Annotated in this window: 22 protein-coding genes; 19 read left to right on the forward strand and 3 right to left on the reverse strand. The window is 62.3% G+C overall.

What is annotated here, in order from left to right; translation table 11 throughout:
* Positions 1 to 78: 78 nt before the first annotated feature.
* From phnG to phnN, 13 genes are all read left to right on the forward strand, one after another.
* Positions 79 to 534: a phosphonate C-P lyase system protein PhnG gene (gene phnG, locus RBH77_RS20115; protein WP_311029335.1), complete on the forward strand. Its 456-nt coding sequence runs from the start codon at positions 79 to 81 to the stop codon at positions 532 to 534.
* Positions 534 to 1,142, forward strand: coding sequence for a phosphonate C-P lyase system protein PhnH (gene phnH / locus RBH77_RS20120; protein WP_311029336.1), 609 nt, complete (start codon positions 534 to 536; stop codon positions 1,140 to 1,142). Before phnG ends, phnH begins: the two co-directional genes overlap by 1 nt.
* A gap of 3 nt (positions 1,143 to 1,145) precedes the next feature.
* A complete protein-coding gene (locus RBH77_RS20125) occupies positions 1,146 to 2,270 on the forward strand; it encodes a carbon-phosphorus lyase complex subunit (protein WP_311029337.1) in 1,125 nt (374 codons plus the stop codon).
* The gene (locus tag RBH77_RS20130) at positions 2,267 to 3,136 is read left to right on the forward strand and encodes an alpha-D-ribose 1-methylphosphonate 5-phosphate C-P-lyase PhnJ (RefSeq protein ID WP_311029338.1); all 870 of its coding nucleotides are present in this window, start codon (positions 2,267 to 2,269) and stop codon (positions 3,134 to 3,136) included. Before RBH77_RS20125 ends, RBH77_RS20130 begins: the two co-directional genes overlap by 4 nt.
* A 32-nt stretch (positions 3,137 to 3,168) precedes the next feature.
* Positions 3,169 to 3,951, forward strand: coding sequence for a phosphonate C-P lyase system protein PhnK (gene phnK / locus RBH77_RS20135; protein WP_371832890.1), 783 nt, complete (start codon positions 3,169 to 3,171; stop codon positions 3,949 to 3,951).
* Between the two features lie 9 nt (positions 3,952 to 3,960).
* On the forward strand, positions 3,961 to 4,668 hold the full coding sequence (phnL, locus tag RBH77_RS20140; RefSeq protein WP_311029339.1) for a phosphonate C-P lyase system protein PhnL: 708 nt from the start codon (positions 3,961 to 3,963) through the stop codon (positions 4,666 to 4,668).
* Between the two features lies 1 nt (position 4,669).
* Positions 4,670 to 5,368, forward strand: coding sequence for a DapH/DapD/GlmU-related protein (locus RBH77_RS20145; RefSeq protein WP_311029340.1), 699 nt, complete (start codon positions 4,670 to 4,672; stop codon positions 5,366 to 5,368).
* Between the two features lie 98 nt (positions 5,369 to 5,466).
* A complete protein-coding gene (phnC, locus tag RBH77_RS20150; RefSeq protein WP_311029341.1) occupies positions 5,467 to 6,306 on the forward strand; it encodes a phosphonate ABC transporter ATP-binding protein in 840 nt (279 codons plus the stop codon).
* A gap of 25 nt (positions 6,307 to 6,331) precedes the next feature.
* The gene (gene phnD, locus RBH77_RS20155; RefSeq protein WP_311029342.1) at positions 6,332 to 7,321 is read left to right on the forward strand and encodes a phosphonate ABC transporter substrate-binding protein; all 990 of its coding nucleotides are present in this window, start codon (positions 6,332 to 6,334) and stop codon (positions 7,319 to 7,321) included.
* A 65-nt stretch (positions 7,322 to 7,386) separates the two neighbouring features.
* Positions 7,387 to 8,205, forward strand: coding sequence for a phosphonate ABC transporter, permease protein PhnE (gene phnE, locus RBH77_RS20160; protein WP_311029343.1), 819 nt, complete (start codon positions 7,387 to 7,389; stop codon positions 8,203 to 8,205).
* The gene (locus RBH77_RS20165) at positions 8,205 to 8,909 is read left to right on the forward strand and encodes a DUF1045 domain-containing protein (protein WP_311029344.1); all 705 of its coding nucleotides are present in this window, start codon (positions 8,205 to 8,207) and stop codon (positions 8,907 to 8,909) included. The genes phnE and RBH77_RS20165 overlap by 1 nt, the downstream gene beginning before the upstream one ends.
* 1 nt (position 8,910) lies before the next feature.
* Positions 8,911 to 10,050: an alpha-D-ribose 1-methylphosphonate 5-triphosphate diphosphatase gene (locus RBH77_RS20170; protein WP_311029345.1), complete on the forward strand. Its 1,140-nt coding sequence runs from the start codon at positions 8,911 to 8,913 to the stop codon at positions 10,048 to 10,050.
* Positions 10,043 to 10,672 carry a phosphonate metabolism protein/1,5-bisphosphokinase (PRPP-forming) PhnN gene (phnN, locus tag RBH77_RS20175; RefSeq protein ID WP_311029346.1) on the forward strand — a complete coding sequence of 210 codons (630 nt, stop codon included), beginning with the start codon at positions 10,043 to 10,045 and terminating at the stop codon, positions 10,670 to 10,672. Before RBH77_RS20170 ends, phnN begins: the two co-directional genes overlap by 8 nt.
* 115 nt (positions 10,673 to 10,787) lie before the next feature.
* Here the strand turns inward: phnN and RBH77_RS20180 are convergent, their stop codons facing one another.
* On the reverse strand, positions 10,788 to 11,453 hold the full coding sequence (locus RBH77_RS20180; RefSeq protein WP_311029347.1) for a TetR/AcrR family transcriptional regulator: 666 nt from the start codon (positions 11,451 to 11,453) through the stop codon (positions 10,788 to 10,790).
* 83 nt (positions 11,454 to 11,536) lie between these two features.
* On the opposite strand from RBH77_RS20180, the gene RBH77_RS20185 reads away from it, so the two are divergent.
* A complete protein-coding gene (locus tag RBH77_RS20185; protein WP_311029348.1) occupies positions 11,537 to 12,067 on the forward strand; it encodes a DUF8737 domain-containing protein in 531 nt (176 codons plus the stop codon).
* Positions 12,068 to 12,161: 94 nt separating this feature from the next.
* On the opposite strand, the gene RBH77_RS20190 is transcribed toward RBH77_RS20185, so the two are convergent.
* Both RBH77_RS20190 and RBH77_RS20195 read right to left on the reverse strand, forming a co-directional pair.
* Positions 12,162 to 12,389 (reverse strand): hypothetical protein, encoded by a 228-nt coding sequence (locus RBH77_RS20190; protein WP_311029349.1) that lies wholly within the window; start codon positions 12,387 to 12,389, stop codon positions 12,162 to 12,164.
* A 431-nt stretch (positions 12,390 to 12,820) separates the two neighbouring features.
* Complete coding sequence (locus RBH77_RS20195; protein WP_311029350.1) at positions 12,821 to 12,961, reverse strand: hypothetical protein; 141 nt, start codon at positions 12,959 to 12,961, stop codon at positions 12,821 to 12,823.
* 499 nt (positions 12,962 to 13,460) lie between these two features.
* Here RBH77_RS20195 and RBH77_RS20200 point away from each other — a divergent pair, with 499 nt between their 5' ends.
* The 5 genes from RBH77_RS20200 (at position 13,461) to RBH77_RS20220 (ending at position 19,630) form a co-directional block, all read left to right on the forward strand.
* Positions 13,461 to 14,927, forward strand: a complete 1,467-nt coding sequence (locus tag RBH77_RS20200) for a sensor histidine kinase (protein ID WP_311029351.1) — start codon at positions 13,461 to 13,463, stop codon at positions 14,925 to 14,927.
* A complete protein-coding gene (locus tag RBH77_RS20205; protein WP_311032628.1) occupies positions 14,924 to 15,586 on the forward strand; it encodes a response regulator in 663 nt (220 codons plus the stop codon). The genes RBH77_RS20200 and RBH77_RS20205 overlap by 4 nt, the downstream gene beginning before the upstream one ends.
* Positions 15,587 to 15,834: 248 nt before the next feature.
* Positions 15,835 to 16,179, forward strand: coding sequence for a hypothetical protein (locus RBH77_RS20210; RefSeq protein ID WP_311029352.1), 345 nt, complete (start codon positions 15,835 to 15,837; stop codon positions 16,177 to 16,179).
* A 662-nt stretch (positions 16,180 to 16,841) separates the two neighbouring features.
* A complete protein-coding gene (locus RBH77_RS20215; protein ID WP_311029354.1) occupies positions 16,842 to 17,831 on the forward strand; it encodes a glycosyltransferase family 2 protein in 990 nt (329 codons plus the stop codon).
* Positions 17,831 to 19,630, forward strand: coding sequence for an ABC transporter ATP-binding protein (locus RBH77_RS20220; protein ID WP_311029355.1), 1,800 nt, complete (start codon positions 17,831 to 17,833; stop codon positions 19,628 to 19,630). The genes RBH77_RS20215 and RBH77_RS20220 overlap by 1 nt, the downstream gene beginning before the upstream one ends.

Genomic DNA, 19,630 nt, shown 5'->3' on the forward strand with positions numbered 1-19,630 from the left:
ATCTGCCCGTCATCGAAGGCCGGTAGAAAAGAAATAGCTTATCTAATTGTCTATATCAATAGATGAATTTTGGTGAACATGACTACAGCCGAAACCATCGCCGCGAGAAAAGACCGCATGGGTGTCCTGGCGCGCAGCACCAATGCCAGATTGCAGGAACGCTGGTCGGTACTCGGCATCGATCCCGACTATGGACTGCTACGCGGACCGGAGTTCGGCCTTGTCATGCTGCGCGGCCGTATCGGCGGTACAGGTGAAGCCTTCAATATCGGCGAGGCGACCGTCACACGCGCCAGCGTGAAACTGGAGGACGGAGCCGTCGGCCACGCGATGATGCTGGGACGCGAGCCCGCCAAGGCCGAATTGTCCGCCGTCATCGACGCGGTGTGCCACGACGCGGGCATGGCCGCCCGCATCGACCAGGACCTGATCGAGTCGATCAGGCTGGAACTACAGGCCTCCGACGAGACGCGCCGCAGCCAGACCGCGGCGACGCGTGTCGATTTCTTCACCATGGTCCGGGGAGAAGATTGATGCTTGCCGAGGCGAATGCGCTCGAGGGCGGCTTTTCCAATCCGGTGCTCGACGCACAATCGGTGTTCCGGGCCTTGATGGATGCCATGGCGAGGCCGGGCAGCGTCGCGCGCATGGATGCAAGGGTGACTCCGCCGGCGCCGCTGGATCGCGCGGCGGGCGCCATCGCCTGCACGCTGATCGATGCCGACACGCCATACTGGCTGGATGGCCCGCTCGACGGCGAAGCGCTGAGATCGTGGCTGGCCTTTCATACTGGGGCGCGCTCAACGGCTTCGATGTCCGAGGCTGCCTTCGCACTGGTTGCCGATCCCTCATCCATGCCTCCGTTCGAGCGCTTCGCCCAGGGATTGCAGGAATATCCGGATCGCTCCGCCACGCTGGTGCTACAGCTTGAAGGTCTTGATGGCGGTGCGCCCCTGACCTTCCGGGGACCGGGCATCAAGGACCGGGTGACGATCGCGCCTCGCGGATTGCCCGTTGATTTCGCCGAGCAGTGGCACGCCAACCATAAGCGCTTTCCTTGCGGCCTGGACCTCATTCTCACGGCGGGAAATGCGCTCGCTTGCCTGCCGCGCTCGGCGCGGCTGGTCCCGGCGGAGGGCTGATCGATGTATGTCGCCGTCAAGGGTGGCGAAGCCGCCATCGACAACGCCCATCGCCTGCTGGCCGACCGCCGGCGCGGCGACCGCTCGGTTCCGGCTCTGACCCTCGACCAGATCACGGAGCAGCTTGCCCTCGGGGTAGACCGGGTGATGAGCGAAGGCTCCCTCTACGATCGCAGGCTGGCGGCGCTCGCCATCAAGCAAGCACGCGGCGACCTGATAGAGGCGATCTTTCTCGTCCGCGCCTATCGCACGACGCTGCCGCGCTTCGGCTATGCCGAGCCGGTCGAGACCGGGCAGATGCTGGTCGAGCGCCGCATCTCCGCCTGCTACAAGGACCTGCCCGGCGGGCAGTTGCTCGGCCCGACATTCGACTACACGCATCGCCTGCTCGATGAGGAGTTGGACGGCGATCCGGAAGTCGAGACTGGCAGGACGCGTGAAGGAACGCCCGAGGTGGTCGCGAGCGTCGCCGATATCCTCAGCACCGAGGGACTTATCGAGACCAACGGCGATCTCTCGCCAGCCGAACCAGGCGACATCAATCAGAATCCGATGGAATTTCCGCTGTCGCGCGCCATGCGGCTGCAGAGCCTCGCGCGTGGCGACGAGGGCTTCCTTCTGGCGCTCGGCTATTCGACGCAGCGCGGATACGCCCGCTCGCATCCCTTCGCCGGCGAAATCCGTATCGGCGAAGTCGAAGTCGAGACACTCGTCCCGGAACTTGGTTTCGCCGTGCCTCTCGGCCGCGTCCAGGTCACCGAATGCCAGATGGTGAACCAGTTCAAGGGCAGCGCCAAGGCGCCGCCTCAGTTCACGCGCGGCTACGGGCTGGTCTTCGGGCAATCGGAGCGCAAGGCGATGGCGATGGCGCTGTGCGACCGGGCGCTGCGGGCGGAAGAACTCGGCGAAGATATCGTAGCGCCGCCGCAGGACCAGGAATTCGTCATCTCCCATTGCGACAACGTGCAAGCGACCGGCTTCGTCGAGCATCTGAAGCTACCCCACTACGTGGATTTCCAGGCGGAACTCGGCCTCGTTCGCACGATGCGCGCCGAACATGCAGCGCGTCAGGCGGATAGCCGGCCCGATGATGTTCCGGCTGGCGAAGTGCAGGAGGCCGCCGAATGAACGCGCCAACCTACAACTTCGCCTATCTGGACGATCAGACCAAACGCATGATCCGGCGCGCCATCCTGAAGGCGATCGCCATTCCCGGCTACCAGGTGCCCTTCGCCAGCCGCGAGATGCCTATGCCCTATGGCTGGGGCACGGGCGGCGTGCAGGTCACCGCCTCCATCCTCGGGCCGCTCGACGTGCTCAAGGTCATCGACCAGGGCGCCGACGATACGACCAATGCAGTGTCCATCCGAAAGTTCTTCCAGCGGGTCGCGGCAGTGGCGACGACGACGCGCACCGCCGACGCCACCATCATCCAAACCCGCCATCGCATCCCGGAAACCCCGCTCTCCGAAGGACAGGTGCTCGTCTATCAGGTGCCGATACCCGAACCCCTGCGTTTTCTCGAGCCACGCGAAACCGAGACACGCAAGATGCATGCGCTCGAGGAATACGGGCTGATGCATGTGAAGCTCTACGAGGACATCGCACGCAACGGCCATATCGCCACGACTTATGCCTATCCGGTGAAAGTCGAGGGCCGCTATGTCATGGATCCTTCGCCGACGCCGAAATTCGACAATCCGAAGATGCACATGTCGGCGGCACTGCAGCTCTTCGGAGCCGGCCGAGAGAAGCGTATCTATGCGCTACCGCCCTATACCGAAGTCGTCAGCCTCGATTTCGAGGACCATCCATTCGAGGTGCAGCGGTTCGAACAATCGTGCGCGCTGTGCGGCGCCGACGGGGTCTATCTAGACGAGGTCGTTCTCGACGATGCTGGCCGGCGCATGTTCGTCTGTTCCGACACCGACCACTGCGAGACGCGCCGCGCCGAAGGCTTCCGCGGCGAACTCTCCGGAGAGGCCGCGCAATGACCGTCAGTCTTCCCGCAAAGAGCGTCATGGATATGGAAGGCGAAGCGCTGCCGCTTCTGTCGGTGCGCTCCATGACGAAGACCTATGGAGACCGTATCGGCTGCGCCGATGTCAGCTTCGACGTGTGGCCAGGCGAGGTGATGGCCGTCGTCGGTGAATCCGGCTCCGGCAAGACGACGCTTCTCAACTGCATTTCGACCAGACTGGAAGCGAGCTCGGGCACAGTGTCCTACCGCATGCGCGACGGCGAGATGCGCGATCTCCTGAAGATGGGTGAAGCCGAGCGGCGTTTCCTGCAACGCACGGATTGGGGGTTTGTCCATCAAAACCCGGCGGACGGCCTGCGCATGACCGTTTCGGCCGGAGCCAATGTCGGCGAGCGGCTGATGGCCGTGGGCGACAGGCATTACGGCAGGATCCGTGCGACCGCCACGGACTGGCTCGGACGGGTCGAGATCGATGCCGACCGCATCGACGACCAGCCACGCGCCTTCTCGGGCGGCATGCGCCAGCGATTGCAGATCGCGCGCAATCTCGTGACCGCGCCGCGCCTTGTCTTCATGGACGAGCCGACCGGCGGCCTCGATGTCTCGGTACAGGCGCGGCTGCTCGACCTCCTGCGCGGCCTCGTCCACGATCTGGGCCTCGCCGTCATCATCGTCACGCACGACCTCGCCGTGGCACGCCTCCTGTCGCACCGGATGATGGTGATGAAGGAAGGCCGCGTCGTCGAGCAAGGGCTGACGGACCGTCTGCTCGACGATCCGCAGGCACCCTACACGCAACTCCTCGTTTCTTCGATCCTGCAGGTCTGAGGTCTGGTCATGCCCGCCGCACTCGTCGTTTCCGGCCTCGCAAAATCCTTCATCATGCATCTGCGCGGCGGCGTCGAACTGCCGGTCATCGCGCGCGCGGCTTTCTCGCTGCATTCCGGAACCTGCTCCGTGCTCGGGGGTCCGTCCGGTGTCGGCAAGAGCTCCATCCTCAAGATGCTCTACGGCAATTACGCCGCCAGCGCTGGTAGGATCCTGGTGCGTCATCGCGGCCGCGAGGTCGATCTGGCCACCGCCGAGCCTCGCGCAATCCTCGAAATACGGCGCGAGACGATCGGCTATGTCAGCCAGTTCCTGCGCGTGGTGCCGCGTGTCGGAACGCTCGATATCGTCGCCGAGCCGCTTGTCGAACGCGGCGTAGACCGGCGGAAAGCCATCAAGCGCGCGGGCGAACTACTTTCACGGCTGAACCTTCCCGAGCGTCTGTGGGCGCTGCCGCCCACCACTTTCTCCGGCGGCGAGCAGCAGCGCGTCAACATCGCGCGCGGCTTCATCACCGATCACCCGGTCCTCCTGCTCGACGAGCCGACGGCATCGCTGGACGCGGTCAACCGGACCGTAGTGGTCGACATGATCACGGAGAAGAAGCGCTCCGGCGCGGCCCTGCTCGGCATCTTCCACGACGCCGAAATCCGCAACGCGGTGGCCGACGTGATCGTCGACGTAACCAGCTTCGCGCCAACGGCAAAGGCAGCATGACATGGCTCGCTTGTCCGAAACCCCCGTCATCCATCCGACCGCTTTGGTCGAGGATTGCCGGCTCGGCCGATACACAGAGGTGGCGGAAGGCGGCCGCCTCTTCGATACAGAACTCGGCGACTATTCCTATGTGATGGAGAATTGCCAGAGCTGGTGCGTCACCATCGGCAAGTTCGCCAACATAGCGGCTTCGGTGCGCATCAACGCCACGCACCATCCGATGTCACGCCCGACGCTGCATCACATCACCTATCGGGCGTCCGACTATTTCGATGATGCCGAGCATGAGACGGAGTTCTTCGCGGCACGGCGCGCGCGGCGCGTGTTCATCGGCCATGACACCTGGATCGGCCATGGTGCGACATTGCTCCCCGGCGTCACGATTGGCGATGGCGCAGTGGTCGGCGCGGGTGCCGTCGTCACCAGGGATGTCGCGCCCTACACGATTGTCGGCGGCGTGCCGGCCAGATTCATCCGCGAGCGTTTCCCGGCCCGGATCGCAGGGCGCATGCGCAAGCTTGCCTGGTGGGACTGGCCGCATGCCCGCCTGCGCTTCGCACTCGACGATTTTCGCAAGCTGGGTGCCGAAGAGTTTCTGGAGAAATACGAAGACGCCGAATGGCCGATCTCCGCTGTGGAATGTCACGAAACTGACATCGCTCCGACAACTGAGCTTCATCCGGCAACCCTAGGCTCATGATGTGATCCTGGGCCGGCGCGATACCGCGCGGTGCCCAATGCCCGTGAATACGCATCACAGAACCTTCGAACCCTCGATTGCATGGAAAGAGCGAGCCGATGACCGCCATCTCCGTCCGCAACCTGTCCAAGAGCTTCGGCAAGAAGCGGGCCCTGGACGAAGTGAGCATCGAGATAAAGCGGGGCGAGATGGTCGCGCTTATCGGTGCTTCCGGCTCCGGAAAGAGCACCTTGATCCGGCACATATGCGGACTTGAAACCGCCTCCGCCGGGCGCAGCAACATCGAGATTTTTGGAAAACCCATCCAGGACGATGGAAAGCTGACCATCGAGGCGCGTGAGATACGCAGCCGTGTCGGGGTCGTTTTCCAGCAGTTCAACCTCGTCGGCCGCCTTTCCGTGCTCTCCAATGTCCTGTTCGGCAATCTCGGCCGCATACCGGCCTGGCGAGGCACGCTCGGCTGGTTCACCGCCGAGGAGAAGAAGGCGGCGCGCGAGGCGCTGGCGCGTGTCGGTATCCCCGAAGTCGCCTGGCAGCGCGCATCGACCCTGTCGGGCGGCCAGCAGCAGCGTGCCGCGATCGCGCGGACGCTTATCCAGCGCTCCGACATCCTTCTCGCGGACGAGCCGATCGCCTCGCTCGATCCTTCTTCGGCCCGTCGCGTCATGGAGATCCTCGCCGCCGTCAATCGCGACCAGGAGATCACCTGCGTCGTGTCCCTGCACCAGGTCGAATACGCCCGCCGCTATTGCCCGCGCACGATCGCATTGCGGGACGGCCGTATCGTGTTCGACGGGCCGTCGTCGGAGCTCACGAACCCGATGCTGGTCGAACTCTACGGGTCCAATTCCGAGGAACTGATTTTGCCGGAAGCGCCGATGCAGCCGGCGAAACCGAAGCGCGCAGCGCCCGTGGGCCGCGCTCCGGCCTTTGCGTAGCTCAACACCAACAGGGAAGCAGATCATGAACGCCATCATAAAGAGCGCGGCGGTGGCCGCCTTTGCCCTCCTGCTGTCAGGCACGGCCTATGCGGAAGAAGTCAATTTCGGGATCATCTCGACCGAATCCCAGCAGAACTTGAAGCCGAAATGGGAGCCTTTCCTCGCCGACATGGAGAAGGCCACCGGCTATGAGATCAAGCCGTTCTTCGCTTCCGACTATTCCGGCGTGATCGAGGGCATGCGCTTCGGCAAGGTCCAGCTCGCATGGTTCGGCAACAAATCCGCCATGGAAGCGGTCGACCGCGCCGGCGGCGAGATCTTCGCGCAGACCGTCAGCGTCGAAGGCAATCCCGGCTACTGGTCGCTGATCATCGCGCCGAAGGACAGCAAGCTCGCTTCGATCGATGATCTCCTGAAGTGCGACAAGTCGCTTAATTTCGGCCTGGGCGACGTCAATTCGACGTCCGGTTATCTCGTTCCGACCACGTTCATCTTCGCCGCGAACAAGGTCGACCCGAAGGACTGCTTCAAGACGGTCACCAACGCCAACCATGAAACCAATGCGATGGCCGTCGCCAACGGCCAGCTCGACGCGGCCGCCAACAACACGGAAAACATGGAGCTGATCGAGAAGAACCAGCCCAACGCCTATGCCAACATCAAGGTGATCTGGAAGTCGCCTCTCATTCCGTCCGATCCGCTCGTCTGGCGCAAGGACCTTCCGCAGGAGATGAAGGACAAGATCAAGAACTTCATCCTGTCCTACGGCACCGACAAATCGTCGGGCGACGCCGCCAAGGAAAGGCAGATCCTTGCCGAGCTCCAGTGGGCCCCGTTCAAGGGATCGAGCGATGAGCAGCTTCTCCCGATCCGGGTCATGGAACTGACCAAGGCGATCGCAAGGCTCGAAGCCGACAAGAACATCTCGGATGCGGACAAGAAGGCCCAGATCGAGAAACTGGAAGCCGAGAAGACGGCATACGAACAGAAGCTCAAGTCGACGCAGAGCTGATCCGCATTTCGCTCCGGCCGGCCGCTATCATAGCGGCCGGTCGTCCCCCTTTCCGGGATCGTATGATGACCGACACCAGCAACACAGCATCCATCAGGCCGGCTCCGGTCGAAATCGAGCCCAACCGGACGCGAAGCAGGGGGACGACGATATGCTGGATCGCGCTCGCGGTTCTCCTGGCATGGAGCTGGGGCCCGGCCGAGATGTCGAACTGGCCCCATTTGTTCTCCGACAGCGGGAACATGGCGCAATATGCCAGGGAGTTCTCGCATCCGGATTTTTCCGACTGGCGCTATTACGCCCAAGAGATGATCGTGACGCTCCAGATCGCGCTCTGGGGCACGTTTCTCGCCGCCGCGTTCGCGGTGCCTCTCGGCGTCCTCTCGGCGCGAAACATGGCGCCCTGGTACGTCGTTCAGCCGGTACGCCGCGTCATGGACGCATGCCGTTCGATCCACGAACTGGTCTTTGCCGTGCTCTTCGTCGTGGCGGTCGGCCTCGGCCCGTTCGCCGGCGTTATGGCGCTGTTCGTCCATACCACCGGAATCTTCGCCAAGCTGTTTTCCGAAGCAGTCGAAGCCATCGATGCGCGACCGGTCGAGGCCATCCGCTCGACGGGCGCTTCGCGGATTCAGGAGGTCCTGTTCGGCGTGGTGCCGCAAGTCATGCCGCTTTGGATCTCCTTCACACTCTACCGTTTCGAATCCAACGTGCGCGCCGCCACGGTGCTGGGCGTCATCGGTGCGGGAGGCATCGGCCAGGTCCTGTTCGAATCCATCCGTGGATTCTATTACCCGCAGGCATCGGCGATGCTCATCATCATGCTGGTGACGGTCTCCGTGCTCGATTTCCTGTCACAGCAAATGCGCAAGCTGTTCCTGTGATGCGGTACGCGCTCTATTTCACGCCTCCTCACGACCATCCCTTGACCGTCGCGTGTTCCTGCTGGCTTGGCCGTGATGCCTTCACGGGGAGAGAACTCGCGATCTCCGGAAGGTCGGGCCTCGGTTCAGCGGAGCTTTCGAACTGGACCGCCGAGCCCCGCCGCTATGGCTTCCATGCCACGCTTGTCGCGCCGTTCCGGCTTGGCCTGGATTTTAGCGAACGGGACGTGCTTCTCGCGGCCGACACGGTCGCCGATAGCTGCGCGCCTTTCGCCCTGTCGCTTGAAATCGCGCGGCTGGGAAATTTCCTCGCTCTTGTACCTTCTCCTTCGAGCGCGGAGGTGGAGGCTCTCGCCCATACCGCCGTCGATCGTTTCGATCTGCTTCGCGCCTCGCTCACGGACATCGAGATCACACGCCGCAATCCCGAACGGCTGAGCGAGCGGCAGCGCGCCTACCTGCAACGCCATGGCTATCCCTATGTGAAGGAAGAATTCCGCTTCCACATGACGCTGACGGGTCCGGTCACAAAAAAGGAAGCCGAGCGTATCGAGCCGGTCCTGCACGAGATCCTCACCCCCCTGCTGGCCTCGCCGGTCGAAATCGACTCCGTCGCAGTCTTCACCGAGCCCGAACCCGGTGCGCCGTTCACGGTCCAAAGTGTCCATCGCCTTGGCGCGGCCGAAAGCAGAAAGACCGCCTGAAATGTCCCGCGAAACGACTCTCAGGAATGCCCGGATCGTGCTGGAGGACGAGATCGTCACCGGCTCCGTCACGTTGCGCGACGGGCTCATCGTCGGCATCGATACCGGCAATTCGGCCGTCGGCGAGGACATGGAGGGAGACTATCTCGTCCCCGGCCTCGTCGAGCTCCACACGGACCATCTGGAATCACACTACGCGCCGCGTCCCGGCGTGCTTTGGGACAGCATCGCCGCCTTGCAGGCGCATGACGCTCAGGTCGCCGGCTCCGGCATCACCACGGTCTTCGACTGCCTCCGCCTCGGTTCGGACGAGGATGGCGGCTTCAAGAAAGGCGAGATGCGCGTCATCGCCGACGCGCTGGAGACTGCCACCGCCGAGGACAGGTTGCGCGCCAGCCACCTGATCCATCTGCGCTGCGAGGTCTCGGCGGGCGACGTGCTCGAACATTTCGAGGATTTCCGGGAAGATCCGCAGGTAAAGCTCGCCTCGTTGATGGATCACGCTCCCGGCCAGCGCCAGTTCCAGACGCTGGAGCAATATACGCTTTATTACCGTAAGAAACGCGGTCTGAGCGATGCCGAGTTCGAGCGCTTCGTCGCTCGCCGGTTGGAAGATTCCACGCGCTATTCGGCCATGCATCGCAAGGCGATCGTGGAAGCCTGCGGTAAGCGCGGCATCGCGCTCGCCAGCCACGACGACGCGACTGTCGAGCATGTGGAGGAGTCGAAAGGCTTCGGTGTGCGGTTGGCCGAGTTTCCGACCAGCATCGAGGCCGCCCGGGCTTCGCATCAGGCCGGCATGTCGGTCCTGATGGGGGCGCCCAATGTGATCCGCGGCAAGTCCCATTCCGGCAACATCTCGGCCCGCGCTCTGGCGGACCAGCGCCTGTTGGACGTATTATCCTCCGACTATGTGCCCTTCAGCCTCATCCACGCGCCCTTCGTGCTTGCCGACGACGAGAACGGCATGACGCTTCCCGAAGCCATCCGGTTGGTCACCGTGGCTCCAGCCTGCGCGGTCGGCCTCGACGATCGCGGCTGCATCGACGCCGGCTTGCGCGCCGATCTGGTGCGGGTGCGCCGCGACCGGGGCGTGCCTGTCGTAAGATCGGTCTGGCGCGAGGGACGACGCGTTGCCTGAGGCGGATGCCAGGAAGGAACCGCTTCATACCGCCGGAACCCTTCTGGCTGTCGTCGGCGCGAGTGGTGTCGGCAAGGATAGCCTGATCGCCTATGCGAAACAGCAACTGTCCGGCGATGCCTCGATGCTGTTCGTACGCCGGATCGTGACCCGGCCGGCGCTCGCTGCGGCCGAAGACCATGGTCACCTCACTTCCGACGAATTCGCCGTGGCGCTTGCAGCCGGAAAATTCGCCGTGCATTGGGATGCGCACGGCCTGCGTTACGGCGTTCCCGTATTAGTGCGCGACCATCTGGCGGGGGGGGGCACGGCCGTCCTCAACGGATCGCGTGTGGCGTTGCCGGCGATCCGGTCCGCCTTCGAAAATGTTTTCGTCATCCACATCACGGCGCGTCCGGAAATCATCGCGGCGCGCCTTGCAAATCGTGGGCGCGAGAACGAAAACGACATGGCGCTACGCATGCAGCGCGGCACCATCGTCCTGCCGGATCGTGAAGAGCGGATCGAGATCGACAATAGCGGCCCGTTCGAAGTGGCCGGTGCAGCCTTCCTGGACGCGATCCGAAACCTCGCTCGCCCACCCAGCGATCGCAACAGTCAATTGATCACAAGGACCCGCTGAGTCGCAGCTAGCCGCCATCCTCCATCCTGGTCACTGAAACGTGGCGTCCGATGCATCGCATGGTCGATATCCTTGCTACCGCTTTTTTGCGCGAACCGACGCTACCCCAAGGCCGTCAGCCTTCTTCGGAGCGGCCCCTGGCGCTTTCAGTCGACCGCAGACGCAGGAAGGCGGCGGCGGCGGCGCGGGCGCGAAGTCCGGCCTCCTCGGGGGCCGGCGGATCGACGAGGCGAAGCAGTAGTCCGATCATCAGATCGCCCCAGAGCAGCGCCAGGAATTGCCTCGCCATTTCGGCGGGGTCCCCGCTCAGGAGGCGGCGCGCCTGAGCCTTTTCGAGCATCGCTGCCAGTTCCCCGCGCGCTGCCGCCCGGCCGATCGAATCCAGCGCCACTGCGATCTCCGGCGCCCGTTCGGCTTCGGCGATCGCCAGCCGGAAGACGCCGATGACAACCGGGTCGCTTACCTCGCGAAGGAGCCGTTCCCCAAAGGCCGCCAACATTTCGGCGAGACTTTCGCGATCACGAGGCTCGGGCATGCCGGCCGGCGGACGCATGCGGCCGGCTCGTTCGGTGATGCATGCGACCAGCATGTCGTGCTTGTTGCCGACCAGAGCATATAGCTCGCGCTTGGAGACCTTCGCACGGGTCGCGATCTCCAGCATGCTTGTTTGCGAATAACCACGCGCGCTGAAGGCTTCAAAAGCGGCATCGATAATGCGCGCTCTGGCGGAGGTGGCCTCCACGCCTGCCGGCGACGGCGAAGCTCCGGATGCAGGCGCCATATCTTCCTCCTTGACTTTGGTACCAATGAGTACCATTGTTACCTCATCGATGCCGGTTGAGATAGTCTCGACAGGAGGCGCACATGTCACCATCCTCCATTTTCGGAATCCAGCTCGTCCTGGCTTATGTGCCGTGGCTCCTTTTCCTCGGCACTTATGTCTTACCCAGGCTGAAGTCGATGGACCATGTCGAGGTGCAGCGCGCCATCGCTACCTTGCACAGCTTCCGCTTCTTCGGGCTGGTCTTTATCGTCCCGGGCGTCGTTGGGCGCGATCTGCCCGCGGGCTTCGCAACGTCCGCCGCCTACGGTGATTTCGTCACCGGGATTTTGGCTATGCTGGCACTGCTGACCGTTCGGGTGCGCCCGCTGTTCTGGCTATTCGTCGTTGCCTTCAACGTCGTGGGAGCAGCCGATCTCCTCGTCAATTACTATCACGGCGCCCAGTTCGGCCTTCCGCAACAGGCAGGAGAACTGGCGGCGACCTATTGGATCCCGATCCTCTACGTGCCCGCACTGATGATCACGCATGTGCTGGCATTTTATCTGCTGATGCGACCCCAACCCAAGACGGTCCAGGCCCTCGCCCACGGACGGCGCCCCGGTCCGGGCTAGCTCCAAAGCCTGCGTCGAGTCAGGTTTCCTGACGCCACAGGCCTGCCTGCGCCGTGACAAGGCAATTGTGCAGGTTACCCTGCCCGGCGTTGGATCAGTTGATGCGATGTCCGATCATGCTTTCGGCCAATGAAACGAGCAAATAGCGCTCGCGCTGACCGGCGCGGTAGTGTTGCAGTAGCATCCGCGCCACCTCTTCCTGAGTTTCCTCATCCACGAGCGAATAGTTGGCGGCTGCGGATTCATACACTTTGGCGAGAAATTCGAGGTCCTGCTGTGTGAGTGCGCTGCTTCGGGGATTTTCTAGTGCCGGCATCGACATGGGCTTGCTCCCTGGGGCACAATCCACTCCGGCCACTGATGTAGCGCAGAGCCTTGGTCCGGCAACCAGCCACTTCGCATCAAGGCGCCCCCCGGACCACGGATATGACGACGGTCGGCAGCTATTGGCCGCTGGTTCCGCCGCAAGCGGCGGAATCTGTGCACCTGACACGTAAAAGCCCCGCCGCCTCCCTTACGGCGGGGCATCGACGCAGGGAGTGGACAAAAAACTGCGCCGAACCTGTCGACGCTAACACGCGGAAGACGGTCCTGCTCCTCTTACGTGCCGCCTTGGGACCAATGCGTGCTGGGCATCAGGCCAAAGTCCATGCCTCAAACGACAAAGGCCTGGCCGCTTTTCGGCAGCCGGACGATTATCGTGCAGGCGCAGGAAAAATTGGCGGCCCCACAAGGACGCCAGCCCATGGAGGCTTAGGCACTGATCCAGGCTGCAAACCACCACATCATCCAGATGGTAGCCCCATAGGCCATCACGACCCACAGCCAGAAGGGTGCGGTCAGAAGCTTAAGATCGCGGAATCTGACATCATCCGGATCAGGCTTGTCATGCATGCTGCTCCTCCAGACCCATCAAAATGCTTTACCCTTCAAAATGCTTTGGCGGCACTTGGCCAAGTTCCTCTGTTCTTTAAGATGGCCGGGTCGGTTCATTTCAGAATAGGACCTTGGTCCGGTTGTAAAACGCATTGGTCCCAATGGGCTTCGGAAGGGGAACACCAGCGTTCTTTCAATTGTTGAATGTCATCGACAGATTTGGTGTGGCAACGTCCCCTTCCTGCACCAATACGCGTCGGTCCCGCTGGCTTCGGCCAGCGGGTTCCTACTTCAAATCGACAAGTCTGTTTCAGCTTGACGAAACCTGGTCGCCGATCGCAATGGGTGCCCGCTTGACGCAGCGTAGCGTGAGGATACCGATCTCGCATGATGCGCGATAAGATCGCATTCACGACGGACGGAACGTATCGGATCGCCGGTCGTTAAAGACAACAGCTTTGAGGACATGGTCCTGCGGGGCGCGTTGTTGTGCCCTCGCGGAGGAGAAAGGCAAGACGTGGCTGTCAGACCGGCCTTCGACGGCGCCGATGTCGCGAGCCGACCTAGCATATCCCGGGTCGGCACAAATTTCCTCCGTAGGATCGCACGGCCCTGGCACGGATCTTCCCTTGCTTCCCAGTTCCTGTTTGCAGGCGGGCTGGTCGCACTCCTGGCCATGCTTCTCGTCAGTCTGCTGGTGACGTCGTTGATCGAGCGTGCCGTCACCCGCAGCGCGGCAGCCACGACGGCGCTTTACGTCGACAGCATCATCGCTCCGCTCCTTCCGGATATGCAGAAAAACGCGGTGCTGGACGATGTCGTGCGGCGTGCGCTCGATGAAACCCTCGGCCAGGGCGCATTAGGCAGCCGGTTGGTGGCGATGCGGCTGTGGGCGCCCGACGGCAGAATCCTCTACGCCAAGGATGACCTATTGATCGGTCGGCACTTCGAACTCACGCCAGACCTCAAACGTGCCTTTACCGGGGAGATGGTCGCAAACTACGGACATTACGATACCCTGGACAAGAACGACGCACGGCCCGGCGGTCCGTTGCTCGAAATCTATAATCCTATCCTGCAGCCCTGGTCGGGCAATGTCGTCGCCGTATTGGAGTTTTATGAGAGAGCGGACGATCTTCAATCCGCCCTTGCCGGCGCCCGCCTGAAGAGCTGGTTCGCCGTCGCGGCCGTGACCGCGCTTTTCTTCCTCCTCCTCAGCGTGATCGTGCTGCGCGGCAGCCACACGATCGACCGTCAGGCAGGCGACCTCACCGCGCGCGTTTCGGAATTGACGGGCCTGCTCGAGCAGAACCGGGCGCTTCATGCGCGGGTCCGGCGGGCAAGCCAACGGGTCACGTCATTGAACGAAAGCTACTTGCGGCGGCTGGGTGCCGATCTCCATGACGGCCCGGCCCAGTTGATCGCGCTCGCCTCTTTGCGTCTCGACAGCGAGGCGCTGCTTGCCGACGGCAGGCCTCGCGATGCGCGCGAAAGCGAAGTCGAGCAAATCCGGACATCTCTTGGCGAAGCGCTGCAAGAAATACGAACGCTTTGCCACGGACTCGTCCTGCCGCATATCGAAACCGCCGACTTCCGGGATGTCGTTTCCCGCGCCATCGACGCGTATGAGCAACGTACGGGCTCCAAGGTAGAGCGTTCTATGGATACTGCGGACATCCCTGTACCTCTGTCACAGAGGATTTGCGTCTACCGCTTTCTGCAGGAGGCGCTGAACAACGGTTACCGCCATTGCCGGGAAGCCCATCAGTCCGTAGTCATCGAATGTCGCGGGACGAAACTGCACATCTCGGTGTCGGATGACGGACACGGGTTCGATCCCGACACGGTGGAAGCAGGCAGTATCGGGATCGCAGGCATGCGGGAACGGATCGAAAGCCTCGGCGGACAGTTCGATCTTTACACTTCGCCTGCCGGGACGAAGCTGGCGATGACTCTCGACATCGAGGAGAATCACGAGTGGTGACTTCGGGAGTGAGAATCGCCGTCGTCGACGACCACCCGCTTTTCAGGGAAGGGGTAATCCGCAGCCTGACGGAAACCGGCCGGTTCACGGTCGTTGGGGAAGGAGGCTCAAGCTCGGACGCGATCCGGATCGCGGCGGAAGCGCGGCCGGACATTCTCCTGATCGATCTTTCCATGCCCGGTGAAGGGCTTAGCGCAATCCCTCCGATCAGGGCGCGTGACCCCAACATGCGCATTGTCGTGCTCACCGTATCGGAGGCGGCGGAGGACGTCGCGCTGGCGCTCAATAGCGGCGTCAATGGCTACGTCCTGAAAGGCGTCGGCTCTCGCGCACTCACCGAAATCCTTGTAGCCGTGGCGAATGGCGAGACCTACGTCACACCGACCCTGTCGGCGCGCCTGCTCTCGCATCTTTCATCGGACAAGCATTCGCCCATCGTGACGAATCCGATTCACAGCCTGACCAGCCGGGAGCGCGAAGTGCTGGAGCTGGTGGCAACAGGTCTCAGCAACAAGGAAATCGCTATCAGGCTGGACCTGCAGGAGAAGACCATAAAGCATCATATGACGGCCATCCTTGCCAAGCTGCAGGCCAGCAATCGAACGGATGCGGCGATGAAGCTTCAGGCCTCCTCAACCCGGGGCCGTGCGTTGAGGTGACGTTTGGAAAAGCGGGATTGGTGCAGCTAACGTGCGGACCGGAGCCGTGAAACGTCGCCGATCGTTGCCTGACGCCGGATTATCAGGCGGCCTTTTGCATCGTGCATCTCATAGCGGCCGCCAGCAACGCTTTCGCTCATACCATTCTGATGGACGACACTGGCGTGGCTCGCAGGGTTGGCCGGACTTGCTTCGGAGCTCAAACTCGCTGACCCCGATACGCTGCCCTTACCCTTGCCGTTTCCTCCTTGACTGCCATTGCCGTTGTTCCCGTTGCCACTCCCATTACCGTTACCGCTGTTGCCGTTACCGTTTCCACCACCGTTGCCGTTGCCGTTGCCACCGCCATTGCCATTTCCACCGCCGTTGCCATTGCCGCCACCATTCCCACCGCCGTTGCCATTCCCCTGAGCGTTTGCGGGACCGTCCAAAATCAGGAGATTTGTGGTGGTCGCGACTCCCAGTACCGCTGCTCCAAACAGTCGCGCGATTATCGTTCGCCGGGAAACTCTCATGCCGTAAGGCTCTTCTTCGCAGCAAAGCTCGCTCGTATCTGTAACGCGCCAGAGCCACTTGGCCAGTGCGTGGCTTGAAAAAATAGCCCGTCAGACATTGTGGCTGACGGGCATCAGCGCAGGAAGGGACAATGCTACGCCGATCTCGATAGGCCCGTTGCGGTCAAGATACGAAGCCGACCGCAAGGACGCCGAAGCTCAGCAGGAAAACCGATCCAAGCAGCCAACGGGCCTGATAAACACTGTTGTTCATTTGCGCTTTCCTCGAGCGATGTTGAGTATTCGTGTGACAATAATCGCCACGTGAAGACGAGCGTTCCACGTTTCCTGATCTCGTGGACCAATCCCCCTCCAGCATCGGACTTAAGTCCTATATCGCATGCTACATAAGTCTGAATTGCCTGGGTCTCATGTCTGGGCAGAACAAATCAAGGCTGTGCCCGGTTTCGTTCCCATTGCCTAGGGCAGGTATGCTGATTTTGAAGACACTCTCACTTGAGCAGTGCCTTCAAATACCGTTTCATATTGTTAGAAATTCTTATTATTTCTGCTGAAATCGGCCTTCTTGCTGCCCTTCATTGTAGCTTGATATCGACATTCGTTTCGGGAGCAAGCGGCACTGAATTGAGCAGCCGGCACATCAAGCTGGCCCGGAGCAAAGCGAAGGGACTTCATGCGCGCCGCAGTTCGTGATCGCGCACTGGCGGATGTGAACATGATGGCTCGAGGATTGCCCTTTCATGACAATCGATAGCCCTGCGGTCGGTGTCGTTGTGCCCATGTACAACGCTGAGCGCACCATAGGAGCGACACTGAAAAGCATTTGCTGCCAGACATATCCCGCGCTGGATATTGTCGTCGTCGACGACGGATCGACCGATATGTCGGCAGCCATCGTTGCGGAGCACGCGGGCCGCGACGTACGCATCCGAATGGTGCATCAGAAGAACGGCGGGGTGGCCGGCGCACGCAATTTTGGCGCGGCCTCGACCGCGGCCGAGTTCCTCGCTTTCATCGATGCCGATGATCTTTGGGCGCCTTCCAAGGTGGCCCAGCAAGTGCGGGCGCTGGTGGATGGCGGTCCTACGGCCGGACTCGCCTATTGCTGGTTCGCCCAGATCGACGCCGAAGACCGCGTCTATTCGCTGAACAACCGGCCGCTTGCCGAAGGGCGCGTGCTGCAGCTTATGTGCCGCAACAATTTCATCGGCAACGGCAGTTCCATGATGTTGCGGCGCGCTGCCTTCCTCGCCGCCGGCGGCTTCGATCCCTCGCTTCGAGCGCGAGGCGCGCAGGGCTGCGAGGACATGCTGATATGCCTGCGTGTCGCCGAGCAATTCGAATTCCGTGTCGTGCCGCAATACCTCGTCGGCTACCGCATGACCAACACCAACATGTCGAGCGATGTCCGACAGATGCTGCGCTCATGCGAGATCGTCCTTGACGAATTTCGCGACAAATACCCTGAGTTCAGCGTCGAACTGGATGCACATCTGGTCGATATGCTGGAGTGGCTCGTCGTAAGGGCATTGGTCGGCGGCCGCGTTCTGGCAGCCAGTGAGCTCATGCGGCGGCTGGCCGTGCTTGAGCCCAGAATGGCCGTCTCCCGCCTGCCCGGCATGCTGGACACATACTGCCGCGCAAGACTCGTGCCGCAATGGGTGAAAGCGAGTTGGCGGCGCATCCGCAATGCCGAACCCCGGCCACCCTATCACGAGATGGCCTGGTGATGCCGTCGTTGCTGGCACGGATGCGAAGGATATTCCACCTGGCTGCGGCGCCGGGCTGGGCCGGCCCGACCATCGTGGCGCTTGGCCTTGCCGCGGCGGTGCTGGAAGGCGCCGGCCTGTTCCTTTTCATCCCTCTCATCGAGAGCCTCGGCGCCGCCGCCGAGCCGAGCCGGTGGAAACCGCTTTTCGATCGTCTCCTGTCGCCTGTTCCGGCCGACTACGTCACCGCTGTCCTGATAGCCGTGCTGTGTTTCAGCATCCTGCTGAAGATCGCCGTCAATCTCGTCAATACCTGGGTGAGCAGATATGTCGACGGGCTGGTCGCCCATCAGCTCAGATGCCGTGTGTTCGACCAGACGATCAGTTCGTGCATCGACTATCGTGTCGAGAACAAGCGGGCCGACATCGTCACGACGATCGCCAACAATACCTGGAAGCTCAGCCAGGGGCTCAGCCTCTGCTACCGTCTGATCGTCTGCGCCTGCACCTTCACCGTTTTCGTCGTTTTGATGCTTGCGATCTCGGTCAAGCTGACGCTGCTTTCGCTATCCCTGTTGGGACTGGCAGCCTTCGCCATCCGTTTCGCCACGCGCCGGGCCGACGCGACCGGCAAGGCGGTTGTCGAGGAGAACAAGCAGTTCGGGCTGCGCATGTGGGAGAGCATCAATTCCCTGCAGCTCATACGCGCTTTCGCGCGCGAGGATTACGAGAGCCTGCGTCTGAGGCAGATCTCGGATCGGGTACGGCAACGTCTATTGAATCTCGACATGCTGTGGGCGGCTCCCGGGCCGGTCGCAGAAATGTCGATCGCGATCATGATCGGCTTCCTTATCCTCGTTGCCAAGCAGACCGGGACCGGCATCGCCGCGCTGGCCGCGTTCCTGTCTCTGCTCTACCGCCTGCAGGGGCCGGTGAAGGAATTGCTGCAATCGAAGGTCGCGCTCGACGGCATCGGCGCGGCAATCGACGACGTGGATGAATTCCTGTCTGCGACGGACACGCCTTTTCTCACCGGCGGAGACGTCGCCGCGCCATCTGCCGGCCGTGCGTTGGAGTTCCGGAACGTATCCTTCCGCTATGCGCCCGGCGAACCGCTGGCCCTGGACAGCGTCTCCTTTTCCATACCCGCTGGTAAGACGACCGCCTTCGTCGGCGAATCCGGCGCGGGCAAATCGACCGTGCTGTCGCTTTTGTTCCGTTTCCGGGATCCGACGTCCGGCGCGATCGTCGTCGGCGACACACCGCTACCCACGTTCGACCTGCGCCACTGGCGGGAACGTCTCTCCGTCATGTCGCAGGAAGTCTACCTCTTCAACGACACGATCGCGGCCAATATTGGCTATGCCGACTTCGACGCCGGTATCGAACATATCCGGGAGGCGGCGAGGATCGCCCGGGCCGACGATTTCATCAGCGCGTTGCCGGAAGGCTACGACACCCGCATTGGCGACCAGGGCATGCGCCTTTCCGGGGGGCAGCGGCAGCGCATAGCGCTTGCCCGCGCGATCCTCCGCGATCCCGACATATTGCTGCTCGACGAGGCGACGAACGCACTCGACATCGAGACGGAACAGGCCTTCCAACTGGCGCTCGAACAGTTCTCGCGCAACCGCACCGTGGTGGTCATCGCCCACAGGCTTTCGACGGTACGCGCCGCCGACCAGATCGTCGTCCTGTCGAAAGGACGCGTCGTCGAGACAGGTGCCCCGGATCGATTGCTCAGCCGGCCAGGCCATTTCTCGCGGCTCTACGATCTCCAGGCGGGGTCCCGGCCCGCTGCAATGGCCGACAGGACGTGA

The organism is Mesorhizobium koreense (genome assembly GCF_031656215.1).
Lineage (GTDB): Bacteria > Pseudomonadota > Alphaproteobacteria > Rhizobiales > Rhizobiaceae > Mesorhizobium_L > Mesorhizobium_L koreense.